Here is a 13,269-nt window from a genome sequence, read left to right as displayed (position 1 = left end):
GAATTTTTACAGCATCTGTCAGTGGCCCTGGTGGGCAAATGGCGGGTGCTGATGGCGCGGCGTAGATGCCAGACGCCCAACAAGGTGCAAATGACCTATGTCCAAGCGTGATTATTATGAGGTATTGGGTGTCGAGCGCGGCGCCAGCGAATCAGACCTCAAGAAGGCTTACCGTCGCCTGGCGATGAAGTACCATCCGGACCGCAACCCAGGCGACAAAGAGTCGGAAGACAAGTTCAAGGAGGCCAACGAGGCCTACGAAGTGCTGTCTGACGCCAGCAAGCGTGCTGCGTTCGACCAGTACGGTCATGCGGGTGTGGATCCAAGCATGGGTGGTGGTGGCGCCGGTTTCGGTGGTGCCAACTTCTCCGACATCTTCGGTGATGTGTTCAGCGACTTCTTCGGGGGTGGCCGTGGCGGCTCGCGTGGTGGTGCTCAGCGCGGCAGTGACCTGCGCTACACCCTGGAACTGAACCTGGAAGAAGCGGTACGTGGCACCACGGTCAGCATCCGTGTGCCCACGCTGGTCAACTGCCAGCCGTGCGACGGCTCCGGTGCCAAGAAGGGCTCGACCCCATCTACCTGCCCGACTTGTGGCGGTATCGGCCAGGTGCGCATGCAGCAAGGCTTCTTCTCGGTACAGCAGACCTGCCCGCGCTGCCATGGCCAGGGCAAGATCATTACCGACCCATGCACCTCGTGCCACGGCGAAGGCCGTGTCGAGGAATACAAGACGCTGTCGGTCAAGGTGCCGGCAGGTGTCGATACTGGCGACCGCATCCGCCTGTCGGGCGAGGGCGAGGCTGGTACCCATGGTGGCCCGACCGGCGACCTGTATGTAGTGATCAACGTGCGTGAGCACGAGATCTTCCAGCGTGATGGCAAGCACCTGTACTGCGAAGTGCCAATCAGCTACACCGATGCTGCCTTGGGTGGCGAACTGGAGGTGCCGACCCTCGATGGTCGGGTGAAGCTGAAGATCCCGGAGGGTACCCAGACCGGCAAGCAGTTCCGCCTGCGCGGCAAGGGTGTTGCTCCGGTGCGCGGTGGTGGTGCGGGCGACCTGCTCTGTCGTGTAGCGGTGGAAACCCCGGTCAATCTCAGCCGTCGTCAGCGCGAGTTGCTCGAAGAGCTGCGTGATTCGCTGGAAGGCGATAGCTCTCACTCGCCCAAGGCCAGTGGCTGGTTCGATGGCGTGAAGCGCTTCTTCGGCGATCTCTGACAAGGAAATGGCTATGCGACGTATTGCAGTGATGGGCGCGGCAGGGCGGATGGGCAAGACCCTCGTCGAGGCCGTGCAGCAACAGGCCCCCCAAGCGGGCCTGACGGCGGCGATAGACCGCCCGGACAGCTCGCTGGTTGGGGCTGATGCCGGTGAGTTGGCGGCCCTGGGTCGTATTGGTGTGCCGATTTCCGACGACCTGTCCAAGGTGGTCGACGAGTTCGACGTGCTGATCGATTTCACACACCCTTCGGTGACCCTTAAGAACCTGGCGTTCTGCCGCAAGGCGGGCAAGGCCATGGTCATTGGCACTACTGGCTTCACGCCGGAAGAGAAGCAGCAGTTGGCCGAAGCCGGCAAGGAAATCCCGATCGTTTTTGCCGCCAACTTCAGCGTCGGCGTCAACCTGTGCCTTAAGCTGCTGGATACCGCAGCGCGCGTGCTGGGTGACGATGTGGATATCGAAATCCTCGAAGCGCACCACCGGCACAAGGTCGATGCGCCGTCGGGCACCGCGCTGCGCATGGGTGAAGTGGTTGCCCAGGCGCTGGGTCGCAACCTGCAGGAAGTGGCCGTGTATGGCCGTGAAGGGCAGACCGGTGCACGTGAGCGTCAGACCATCGGCTTCGCCACCGTGCGTGCTGGAGATGTGGTGGGTGATCATACCGTGCTGTTCGCCGCTGAAGGCGAGCGCGTCGAGATTACCCACAAGGCTTCCAGCCGCATGACCTTTGCCAAGGGCGCCGTGCGTGCGGCGCTGTGGCTGGACGGGCGCGAGCCTGGCCTGTACGACATGCAGGATGTGCTCGAGCTGCGTTAAGCAGTTTGAACTGTGTTGGCTTCTTCGCGGGTAAACCCGCTCCTACAGGTACAGCGTTGCCCAGGCATGGCTCTATCCCTGTAGGAGCGGGTTTACCCGCGAAGAAGCCGGCACAGATGTCAGCCTGTCGCATTGATGTGTTTTAGAGGCACATCCGCGGTAGACCGAAAACGCACTTTTCTGTAAGCTACAGCTTTAGTGTGTCCACTAAAAGCGCGCAGCGAATTGAATTCAGCACATGAAAGCGGGGTGACGTGTCCATACGTCACTCCGCTTTTTTGCAACCTGCGATCGCCCTTTCATGCTTGATTTACGGGAGGTCTTCTTGACAAAGCCAGCCATACTCGCCCTTGCCGACGGCAGTATTTTCCGCGGTGAAGCTATCGGTGCCGACGGTCAGACCGTTGGTGAGGTGGTATTCAACACCGCTATGACCGGCTACCAGGAAATCCTTACAGACCCTTCCTATGCGCAGCAAATCGTTACCCTGACCTACCCGCACATCGGCAATACCGGTACTACCCCGGAAGACGCCGAGTCGAACCGCGTCTGGTCCGCTGGCCTGGTCATTCGTGACCTGCCGCTGCTGGCCAGCAACTGGCGTAACACCCAGTCGCTGCCTGAGTACCTCAAGGCCAACAACGTCGTCGCCATCGCCGGCATCGACACCCGTCGCCTGACCCGAATCCTGCGTGAAAAGGGCGCTCAGAACGGTTGCATCCTCGCCGGTGACAACATCAGCGAAGAAGCCGCCATCGCCGCTGCCCGCGCCTTCCCGGGCCTGAAGGGCATGGATCTGGCCAAGGTCGTTTCCACCAAGGAACGCTACGAGTGGCGCTCCAGCGTGTGGGAGCTGAAGACCGACAGCCATCCGACCATCGAAGCCGCTGACCTGCCTTACCACGTGGTCGCCTTCGACTACGGCGTCAAGCTGAACATCCTGCGCATGCTGGTTGCCCGTGGCTGCCGCGTGACCGTGGTGCCGGCCCAGACTCCGGCCAGCGAAGTGCTGGCACTCAACCCGGACGGCGTTTTCCTGTCCAACGGCCCTGGTGACCCCGAGCCTTGCGACTACGCCATCCAGGCGATCAAGGAAATCCTCGAGACCGAGATCCCGGTATTCGGTATCTGCCTGGGCCACCAGCTGCTGGCCCTGGCTTCTGGCGCCAAGACCGTGAAAATGGGCCATGGCCACCACGGTGCCAACCATCCGGTCCAGGATCTGGACACCGGTGTGGTCATGATCACCAGCCAGAACCACGGCTTTGCCGTTGACGAGGCCACCCTGCCGGGTAACGTCCGCGCCATCCACAAGTCGCTGTTCGACGGCACCCTGCAGGGTATCGAGCGCACCGACAAGAGCGCGTTCAGCTTCCAGGGCCACCCTGAAGCGAGCCCAGGCCCGACCGACGTCGCGCCACTGTTCGATCGTTTCATCGATGCCATGGCCAAGCGCCGCTGAGCATCCTGCTTCAAGGCCCCGGGCCGGCTTGCGCCGCGCCCGGAAGCGCCTGACCCAGATTGTTCAAAGCGGCTTGCCGACTGACCCCGGATTTGAGTGACAACCATGCCAAAACGTACAGACATCAAAAGCATCCTGATTCTTGGCGCTGGCCCGATCGTGATCGGCCAGGCCTGCGAATTCGACTACTCCGGCGCCCAGGCCTGTAAAGCCCTGCGCGAGGAAGGTTTCCGCGTCATCCTGGTGAACTCCAACCCAGCCACCATCATGACCGACCCGGCCATGGCCGACGCCACCTACATCGAGCCGATCAAGTGGCAGTCGGTGGCCAAGATCATCGAGAAAGAGCGCCCGGACGCACTGTTGCCGACCATGGGTGGCCAGACTGCACTGAACTGCGCCCTGGACCTGGAGCGCCACGGCGTTCTGGAAAAGTTCGGCGTGGAAATGATCGGTGCCAATGCCGACACCATCGACAAGGCCGAAGACCGCTCGCGCTTCGACAAGGCCATGAAGGACATCGGCCTGGAGTGCCCGCGCTCCGGTATCGCCCACAGCATGGAAGAAGCCAACGCCGTCCTCGAGCGCCTGGGCTTCCCGTGCATCATCCGTCCGTCGTTCACCATGGGCGGCACCGGTGGTGGTATCGCCTACAACCGTGAAGAATTCGAAGAAATCTGCGCCCGTGGCCTGGACCTGTCGCCGACCAAGGAACTGCTGATCGACGAATCGCTGATCGGCTGGAAGGAATACGAGATGGAGGTTGTCCGCGACAAGAAGGACAACTGCATCATCGTCTGCTCGATCGAGAACTTCGATCCGATGGGTGTGCACACCGGTGACTCGATCACTGTCGCCCCGGCACAGACCCTGACCGACAAGGAATACCAGATCATGCGCAACGCCTCCCTGGCGGTGCTGCGTGAAATCGGTGTTGAAACCGGCGGCTCCAACGTTCAGTTCGGTATCTGCCCGAACACAGGCCGCATGGTCGTGATCGAGATGAACCCGCGCGTTTCGCGTTCCTCGGCGCTGGCCTCCAAGGCCACTGGCTTCCCGATCGCCAAGATCGCTGCCAAGCTGGCTGTCGGTTACACCCTCGACGAACTGCAGAACGACATCACCGGCGGCCGCACCCCGGCCTCCTTCGAGCCGTCGATCGACTACGTCGTCACCAAGCTGCCGCGCTTCGCCTTCGAGAAATTCCCGAAAGCCGACGCCCGCCTGACCACCCAGATGAAGTCCGTGGGTGAAGTCATGGCCATCGGCCGTACCTTCCAGGAGTCTCTGCAGAAAGCTCTGCGCGGCCTGGAAGTCGGCGCCTGCGGCCTCGACCCGAAAGTCGACCTGGCCAACCCTGAAGCCAGCAGCATCCTCAAGCGCGAGCTGACCGTACCGGGCGCCGAGCGTATCTGGTACGTGGCTGACGCCATGCGTGCCGGCATGACCTGCGAGCAGATCTTCGACCTGACCGGCATCGACATGTGGTTCCTGGTGCAGATGGAAGACCTGATCAAGGAAGAAGAGAAGGTCAAGACCCTGGCCCTGTCGTCGATCGACAAGGACTACATGCTGCGCCTCAAGCGCAAGGGCTTCTCTGACCAGCGCCTGGCCAAGCTGTTGGGTATCACCGACAAGAACCTGCGCCGTCACCGCCACAAGCTGGAAGTGTTCCCGGTGTACAAGCGCGTCGACACCTGCGCTGCCGAATTCGCTACCGACACCGCCTACCTGTACTCCACCTATGAGGAAGAGTGCGAGGCCAACCCGTCGACCCGCGACAAGATCATGATCCTGGGTGGCGGCCCTAACCGTATCGGCCAGGGTATCGAGTTCGACTACTGCTGCGTACACGCCGCACTGGCGCTGCGTGAAGACGGTTACGAGACCATCATGGTCAACTGCAACCCGGAAACCGTCTCCACCGACTACGACACTTCCGACCGCCTGTACTTCGAGCCGCTGACCCTGGAAGACGTGCTGGAAGTGTGCCGCGTCGAAAAGCCGAAAGGCGTGATTGTCCACTACGGTGGCCAGACCCCGCTGAAACTGGCCCGCGCCCTGGAAGAAGCTGGCGTACCGATCATCGGTACCAGCCCGGATGCCATCGACCGCGCTGAAGACCGCGAGCGCTTCCAGCAGATGGTTCAGCGCCTGAGCCTGCTGCAGCCGCCAAACGCCACCGTGCGCAGCGAAGAAGAAGCCATCAGCGCTGCTGGCGGCATCGGCTATCCGCTGGTAGTGCGCCCGTCCTACGTACTGGGCGGCCGTGCCATGGAAATCGTCTACGAGCTGGACGAGCTCAAGCGCTACCTGCGCGAAGCTGTGCAGGTGTCCAACGACAGCCCGGTACTGCTCGACCACTTCCTCAACTGCGCCATCGAGATGGACGTGGATGCGGTGTGCGACGGCACCGATGTGGTGATCGGCGCCATCATGCAGCACATCGAGCAGGCCGGCGTTCACTCCGGCGACTCGGCATGCTCCCTGCCACCGTACTCGCTGAGCAAGGAAGTGCAGGACGAAGTCCGCGTACAGGTCAAGAAAATGGCCCTGGAGCTGGGCGTGGTCGGCCTGATGAACGTGCAACTGGCCCTGCAGGGCGACAAGATCTACGTGATTGAAGTCAACCCGCGCGCCTCGCGTACCGTGCCGTTCGTCTCCAAGTGCATCGGCACCTCCCTGGCGATGATCGCGGCCCGCGTCATGGCCGGCAAAACCCTGAAAGAGCTGGGCTTCACCCAGGAAATCATCCCGAACTTCTACAGCGTCAAGGAAGCCGTCTTCCCGTTCGCCAAGTTCCCGGGGGTTGACCCGATCCTCGGCCCTGAGATGAAATCGACCGGTGAAGTCATGGGTGTCGGTGACAGCTTCGGTGAAGCCTTCGCCAAGGCCCAGATGGGTGCCAGCGAAGTACTGCCGACCGGCGGTACCGCATTCATCAGCGTGCGTGACGACGACAAGCCGCAAGTGGCTGGCGTTGCCCGCGACCTGATCACCCTGGGCTTCGAAGTGGTTGCAACTGCCGGCACTGCCAAGGTTATCGAAGCGGCTGGCCTGAAAGTGCGCCGTGTGAACAAGGTGACCGAAGGTCGCCCGCACGTGGTCGACATGATCAAGAACGACGAAGTGTCGCTGATCATCAACACCACCGAAGGCCGCCAGTCGATCGCCGATTCCTACTCGATTCGTCGCAATGCGCTGCAGCACAAGATTTACTGCACCACTACCATTGCGGCCGGTGAAGCCATCTGCGAGGCGCTGAAATTCGGTCCGGAAAAGACCGTTCGTCGTCTGCAGGATCTGCATGCAGGACTGAAAGCATGAGCATTACCAAGTACCCGATGACCGTCCAGGGCGCTCGCGCCCTGGAAGAGGAGCACCTGTTCCTGAGCAAGACCGAGCGCCCGCGCCTGAGCCAGGCCATCGGCGAAGCACGTGAACTGGGCGACCTCAAGGAAAACGCCGAATACCATGCCGCCCGTGAAGAGCAGGGCATGGTCGAGGCACGTATCCGCGATATCGAAGGCCGCCTGCAGAACTCGGTGGTGATCGACGTGACTACCATCCCTCACACCGGCAAGGTGATTTTCGGTACCACCGTGGTACTGGCCAACACCGAAACCGATGAAGAGGTGTCCTACCAGATCGTCGGCGAGGATGAAGCCGACGTTAAACAGGGCAAGCTCTCGAGCGGAGCGCCGATTGCCCGTGCCATCATCGGCAAGGAAGAAGGTGATACTGTCGTCGTCAAGACGCCTAGCGGCACGGTCGAGTACGAGATTGTCGAAGTCAAGCACATCTGACCGGCGCCTGCGGGCGCCATCACTCGAGGGGATCCTATGGCAGCTGGCCCAGGTTTTCTGGGTCGGTGGCTTGTGGGTGTTTCACGTGGGGTTGGTGCCCGCGCTCAAGGTCAGTGGCCTGGCGCCGCTGCTGGTGCAGGATATCGCCGGGCAGATCGACCGCTGGTTGATCGGTGTGGCGCTGCTTGGCTTGTTGACCCAGCTGGCGGTGCTGGCAAGGGTGGACGGCCTGTCGGCCTGGTGGCAGCAGTTCCGTGGCCAGATGCTGTTGCTCGGCTTCGGTGCCTGCGTGGGGTATTACACCTTGCGCTACGGTATTTCCGTTGGCGAGCGCTGGCAGCTGCTCTGTTTCCTGGTGCTGGGCTTTTCCGGCATCGTGCTGGTGGCCCAGCCGGTTCCGGTCAAGGTGCGCCGCTAAGCGGCTCGAGATCGCTGGGGCCGCTTAGCGGCCCATCGCCGGGAAGCCGGCGCCCACACCGACCGCATCGAATTCAGGCCATGCGCCGTACCTGTGGGAGCTGGCTTGCCGGCGATGGGCTGCGCAGCAGCCCCTTTGCCGTTACTTGTAACGGTGGATATTGGACAGTTGCTTGTTCGGCTGTGGGTTCTTGCGGTAGATCAGCGCTTTCTTGCCGATGGTCTGCACCAGTTCGGCACGGCCGGCCTTGCACAGTTCGGCAATGGTCTCGGCGCGCTCTTCGCGGTCTTCCGAGCGAATTTCGACCTTGATCAGCTCATGGTCGACCAAGGCGCGCTCCAGTTCGGCGATGACGCCTTCATTCAAACCGTTGCCAGCGACGATCAGGACCGGCTTTAGGTCATGACCAATGGACTTGTATTGCTTCTTCTGCTCGTTATTGAGCGGCATAATCTGACCCTTTCCGTCTGATTCTGTAAAATTGACCGGCATTTTACCCGAGGGCCACCGGCTCCGCCCAGTCAATCACGACGCATATCATCGAGGTGCCCCGTGGTACAACGTTCCAAAAGCAGCGCAAACTGGCTGCGAGAGCATTTCAACGATCCTTTTGTGAAACAGGCACAAAAGGACGGCTACCGCTCGCGTGCGAGCTACAAACTGCTGGAGATCCAGGAAAAGGACCGGCTGATCCGCCCAGGTATGAGCGTGATCGATCTCGGCGCTGCTCCTGGTGGCTGGTCGCAGGTGACCAGTCGTCTGATTGGTGGCCAGGGCCGCCTGATCGCGTCCGACATCCTGGAGATGGACTCGATCCCTGATGTGACCTTCATCCAGGGCGATTTCACCCAGGATGAAGTGCTGCAGCGCATTCTCGAGGCCGTCGGCGATTCGCACGTAGACCTTGTGATTTCAGACATGGCCCCCAATATGAGTGGTACGCCTGCGGTGGACATGCCGCGTGCCATGTTCCTCTGCGAGCTGGCCCTCGATCTGGCAACCCGCGTGCTAAAGCCCGGCGGCGATTTCCTGATCAAGATTTTCCAGGGCGAAGGTTTTGACGTGTACCTCAAGGACGTGCGCAGCAAGTTCGACAAGGTACAGATGCGCAAGCCGTCGTCGTCGCGTGACCGTTCCCGCGAGCAGTACCTGCTGGCCAGGGGTTTCAAAGGGGCATGAAAGGCGTGAAGCGTGGTGGCCGATAGTTATTTCCAATCGGCCGCCGCGTCAGGATCGTCCGAACTTCGTGTAGTCTAGCTTTCACAAAGGGTTACAGACGGTGCCTGCGGCTGCGTAGGTAATGTAGTAAGTTAGGGCGATGAATATCATGCGAGGAACGGCTGCGTCGTGCGCCGACCTCAGAGGGTAGCGAATTGAACGACATGGCAAAGAATCTGATCCTGTGGTTGATCATCGCAGCTGTCCTGGTGACAGTGATGAACAACTTCTCCAGCCCTAACGAGCCGCAGACCCTCAACTATTCCGACTTCATCCAGCAGGTCAAGGATGGCAAGGTCGAGCGTGTGACCGTCGACGGCTACATCATCACCGGCAAGCGCGCCGATGGCGACAATTTCAAGACCGTGCGTCCGGCCATTACTGACAACGGCCTGATCGGCGACCTGGTCGACAATCACGTCATCATCGAAGGCAAGCAGCCTGAGCAGCAGAGCATCTGGACACAGCTGCTGGTAGCGAGCTTCCCGATCCTGGTGATCATCGCCGTGTTCATGTTCTTCATGCGCCAGATGCAGGGCGGAGCGGGGGGCAAGGGCGGGCCGATGAGCTTCGGCAAGAGCAAGGCGCGCCTGTTGTCCGAAGACCAGGTCAAGACCACCCTGGCCGACGTTGCAGGTTGCGACGAAGCCAAGGAAGAAGTCGGCGAGCTGGTCGAGTTCCTGCGCGACCCGGGCAAGTTCCAGCGCCTGGGCGGCCGTATCCCGCGTGGCGTGCTGATGGTAGGCCCGCCCGGTACCGGTAAGACCTTGCTAGCCAAGGCCATCGCCGGCGAGGCGAAGGTGCCTTTCTTCACCATTTCCGGTTCGGACTTCGTGGAAATGTTCGTCGGTGTCGGTGCCAGCCGTGTGCGCGACATGTTCGAACAGGCCAAGAAGCACGCCCCGTGCATCATCTTCATCGACGAGATCGACGCCGTTGGTCGCCACCGTGGCGCTGGTATGGGTGGCGGTCACGACGAACGTGAGCAAACCCTCAACCAGTTGCTGGTGGAGATGGACGGCTTCGAGATGAACGATGGCATCATCGTCATCGCCGCTACCAACCGTCCGGACGTGCTCGACCCGGCGCTGCTGCGCCCCGGCCGCTTCGACCGTCAGGTGGTGGTGGGCCTGCCGGACATTCGTGGTCGCGAACAGATCCTCAAGGTACACATGCGCAAGGTGCCGGTCGGCGAGAACGTCAACCCGGCGGTCATTGCCCGTGGTACCCCTGGCTTCTCCGGTGCGGACCTGGCCAACCTGGTCAACGAGGCCTCGCTGTTTGCCGCGCGCGCCAACAAGCGCTTGGTCGAAATGAAAGAGTTCGAACTGGCCAAGGACAAGATCATGATGGGCGCCGAGCGCAAGACCATGGTCATGTCCGAGAAAGAAAAGCAGAACACTGCCTACCACGAGGCTGGCCACGCCATTGTCGGTCGCCTGGTGCCTGAGCACGATCCGGTCTACAAGGTTTCGATCATTCCGCGTGGCCGTGCCCTGGGCGTGACCATGTTCTTGCCGGAAGAAGACCGCTACAGCCTGTCCAAGCGCGCACTGATCAGCCAGATCTGCTCGCTGTACGGGGGCCGTATTGCCGAGGAAATGACCTTGGGCTTCGACGGCGTCACTACCGGTGCGTCCAACGACATCATGCGTGCCAGCCAGATCGCCCGCAACATGGTGACCAAGTGGGGCCTTTCCGAAAAACTCGGGCCGCTGATGTACGCCGAGGAAGAAGGCGAGGTGTTCCTGGGTCGCAGTGCTGCGAGCCAGCACGCCAGCGTTTCCGGCGAAACCGCCAAGCTGATCGACTCGGAAGTGCGCAGCATCATCGACCAGTGCTACGCCACGGCCAAGCAGCTGCTCACCGACAACCGTGACAAGCTCGATGCCATGGCCGAAGCGCTGATGAAGTACGAGACCATCGACGCCGAGCAGATTGACGATATCATGGCTGGCCGTACCCCCCGCGAACCGCGCGACTGGGATGATGACTCGGCTTCGGGCAAACCAGCTGCCCAGGGTGATCGCCCGGAATCGCCGATCGGCGGTCCAGCGGCTCAACACTAAGGGCATCTATGAGCTCAGTGCAGTACCCGACCCGGTTGCCTTGCGGCAATCGGGTTCTTGATTTGTCGCGTACCCATGTCATGGGTATTCTCAATATCACCCCTGATTCCTTCTCCGATGGCGGGCGCTTCAACCAGCGTGATGAGGCGTTGCGTCATGCCGAAGCGATGGTTGCCGCAGGCGCCACGCTGATCGACATCGGCGGAGAGTCCACGCGGCCGGGTGCGCGCGCGGTATCGGTGACCGAGGAGCTGGAGCGGGTGGCCCCCATGGTCGAGGCGATCAACAGCCGACTCGACGTGGTCATCTCGGTCGATACCTCCACGCCAGCCGTCATGCGTGAATCGGCGCGCCTCGGTGCAGGGTTGATCAACGACGTGCGTGCCCTGGAGCGCGATGGCGCCCTGGACGCAGCCGCGGATACCGGCCTGCCGGTGTGCCTCATGCACATGCGTGGCGAGCCGGGTAACATGCAGGACGACCCGCATTACGAAGATGTGACCGCCGATGTTACGCGCTACCTTGAACAGCGAATGGTCGCCTGCGCCGCGGCGGGCATCGACGCAAACAGAATCATCCTTGATCCGGGCTTCGGTTTCGCCAAGACACTGGCGCACAATCTGAGCCTGTTCAAGCACATGGAAGCGCTCTATCGCCTTGGGCGCCCGCTGCTGGTGGGTGTTTCACGCAAGAGCATGATCGGCCTGACGCTGGAACGTCCGGTTGGCGAGCGGTTGTATGGCAGCCTTGCGCTGGCGGCGTTGGCCATGACCAAGGGGGCGAGCATCCTTCGTGTCCATGACGTAGCCGAAACCGTTGATGTGGTGCGCATGATCGCTGCGGTGCAAAACGCCGAATAAGAACATTGGAGTCCCTATGAGCAGAAAATACTTTGGTACCGACGGCATTCGTGGCCGCGTCGGCGAATACCCGATCACGCCTGACTTCATGCTGAAGCTTGGCTGGGCGGCCGGCATGGCCTTCCGCAAGCAAGGCCACTGCCGAGTGCTGGTTGGCAAGGACACGCGTATCTCCGGCTACATGTTCGAGTCCGCACTCGAAGCCGGCCTGTCCGCGGCAGGTGCCGATGTGATGCTGCTCGGGCCGATGCCTACGCCGGCCATCGCCTACCTGACGCGTACCTTCCACGCCGAAGCCGGCATCGTCATCAGCGCCTCGCACAACCCGCACGATGACAATGGCATCAAGTTCTTCTCGGGCCAAGGGACCAAGCTACCGGACGAAGTCGAGTTGATGATCGAGGAATTGCTCGATCAGCCGATGACCGTTGTCGAGTCGGGCAAGCTGGGCAAGGTTTCGCGCATCAACGATGCAGCCGGCCGCTACATCGAGTTCTGCAAGAGCAGTGTGCCGACCAGCACCAGCTTCGACGGCCTCAAGCTGGTTGTCGATTGCGCCCACGGTGCCACCTACAAGGTCGCGCCAAGCGTTTTCCGCGAGCTGGGTGCCGAAGTGACCGTGCTGCATGCCCAGCCAGACGGCCTGAACATCAACGAAGGCTGTGGCTCGACTCACATCGAATCGCTGCAGGCTGCCGTGCTGGTCGGTCATGCCGACCTGGGCATCGCCTTCGACGGTGATGGCGACCGCGTGCTGATGGTCGACCACACCGGCGCCATCGTTGATGGTGACGAACTGCTGTTCATCATTGCTCGCGACCTGCAGGAGCGTGGAAAGCTGCAGGGCGGGGTGGTGGGCACGCTGATGAGCAACCTGGGCCTGGAGCTTGCGCTGAAGGAACTGGATGTTCCGTTCGTGCGGGCGAAGGTCGGTGACCGTTACGTCATGGCAGAGCTGCTGGAGCGTGAGTGGCTGGTCGGTGGCGAAAACTCCGGGCACGTCGTTTGCTGCAACCACACCACCACCGGTGATGCGATCATCGCAGCGCTGCAGGTATTGATGGCATTCAAGCGCCGTGGCGAAACTCTGGCGCAGGCTCGTCAGGCCCTGCGCAAGTGCCCGCAGGTGCTTATCAACGTGCGCTATGGCGCCAGCAAGGTCGACCCGCTGGAGCACCCGGCGGTCAAGGAGGCCAGCGCCAAGGTGACCGAGGCTTTGGCAGGCCGCGGCCGCGTGCTGCTGCGAAAATCCGGTACCGAGCCGTTGGTGCGGGTGATGGTCGAGGGCGAGGACGAAAGCCAGGTGCGTGCGCACGCAGAAGCGTTGGCCAAACTGGTCGGCGAAGTTTGTGTCTGAAGGCGCTTGCCAGCGCAGATAGGGTTGGGTACTATCT

11 protein-coding genes are annotated in these 13,269 nt (G+C 61.5%); 10 read left to right on the top strand and 1 reads right to left on the bottom strand.

What is annotated here, in order from left to right:
• The first annotated feature begins 97 nt into the window (after positions 1-97).
• From dnaJ to KDB76_RS24775, 6 genes are all read left to right on the top strand, one after another.
• Positions 98-1,222, top strand: coding sequence for a molecular chaperone DnaJ (dnaJ, locus tag KDB76_RS24800; protein ID WP_013974296.1), 1,125 nt, complete (start codon positions 98-100; stop codon positions 1,220-1,222).
• A 13-nt stretch (positions 1,223-1,235) separates the two neighbouring features.
• Entirely contained in the window at positions 1,236-2,042 is an 807-nt protein-coding gene (dapB, locus tag KDB76_RS24795; protein WP_013974295.1) for a 4-hydroxy-tetrahydrodipicolinate reductase, read from the top strand.
• 325 nt (positions 2,043-2,367) lie between these two features.
• Positions 2,368-3,504 carry a glutamine-hydrolyzing carbamoyl-phosphate synthase small subunit gene (gene carA / locus KDB76_RS24790; protein ID WP_013974294.1) on the top strand — a complete coding sequence of 379 codons (1,137 nt, stop codon included), beginning with the start codon at positions 2,368-2,370 and terminating at the stop codon, positions 3,502-3,504.
• A gap of 105 nt (positions 3,505-3,609) precedes the next feature.
• Positions 3,610-6,831, top strand: coding sequence for a carbamoyl-phosphate synthase large subunit (gene carB, locus KDB76_RS24785; RefSeq protein WP_024087768.1), 3,222 nt, complete (start codon positions 3,610-3,612; stop codon positions 6,829-6,831).
• A complete protein-coding gene (gene greA / locus KDB76_RS24780) occupies positions 6,828-7,310 on the top strand; it encodes a transcription elongation factor GreA (RefSeq protein ID WP_013974292.1) in 483 nt (160 codons plus the stop codon). Before carB ends, greA begins: the two co-directional genes overlap by 4 nt.
• Complete coding sequence (locus tag KDB76_RS24775) at positions 7,288-7,728, top strand: hypothetical protein (RefSeq protein ID WP_049798463.1); 441 nt, start codon at positions 7,288-7,290, stop codon at positions 7,726-7,728. The genes greA and KDB76_RS24775 overlap by 23 nt, the downstream gene beginning before the upstream one ends.
• Before the next feature lie 141 nt (positions 7,729-7,869).
• Here the strand turns inward: KDB76_RS24775 and yhbY are convergent, their stop codons facing one another.
• Entirely contained in the window at positions 7,870-8,178 is a 309-nt protein-coding gene (yhbY, locus tag KDB76_RS24770) for a ribosome assembly RNA-binding protein YhbY (protein WP_003249945.1), read from the bottom strand.
• A 102-nt stretch (positions 8,179-8,280) separates the two neighbouring features.
• On the opposite strand from yhbY, the gene rlmE reads away from it, so the two are divergent.
• The 4 genes from rlmE to glmM all read left to right on the top strand — a co-directional run bounded on the left by rlmE (position 8,281) and on the right by glmM (position 13,232).
• Entirely contained in the window at positions 8,281-8,907 is a 627-nt protein-coding gene (gene rlmE, locus KDB76_RS24765; RefSeq protein ID WP_024087766.1) for a 23S rRNA (uridine(2552)-2'-O)-methyltransferase RlmE, read from the top strand.
• A gap of 203 nt (positions 8,908-9,110) precedes the next feature.
• Positions 9,111-11,015, top strand: coding sequence for an ATP-dependent zinc metalloprotease FtsH (ftsH, locus tag KDB76_RS24760; protein WP_015271861.1), 1,905 nt, complete (start codon positions 9,111-9,113; stop codon positions 11,013-11,015).
• An 8-nt stretch (positions 11,016-11,023) separates the two neighbouring features.
• Positions 11,024-11,875, top strand: coding sequence for a dihydropteroate synthase (gene folP, locus KDB76_RS24755; protein ID WP_024087765.1), 852 nt, complete (start codon positions 11,024-11,026; stop codon positions 11,873-11,875).
• A gap of 16 nt (positions 11,876-11,891) precedes the next feature.
• Entirely contained in the window at positions 11,892-13,232 is a 1,341-nt protein-coding gene (gene glmM / locus KDB76_RS24750) for a phosphoglucosamine mutase (RefSeq protein WP_038410155.1), read from the top strand.
• Positions 13,233-13,269: the final 37 nt, after the last annotated feature.

This window comes from Pseudomonas sp. JS425 (genome assembly GCF_018223845.1).
Taxonomy (GTDB): domain Bacteria; phylum Pseudomonadota; class Gammaproteobacteria; order Pseudomonadales; family Pseudomonadaceae; genus Aquipseudomonas; species Aquipseudomonas asiatica.
Note: the sequence above shows the minus strand (reverse complement) of the source record. Positions and strands in the feature narration are given on the sequence as shown.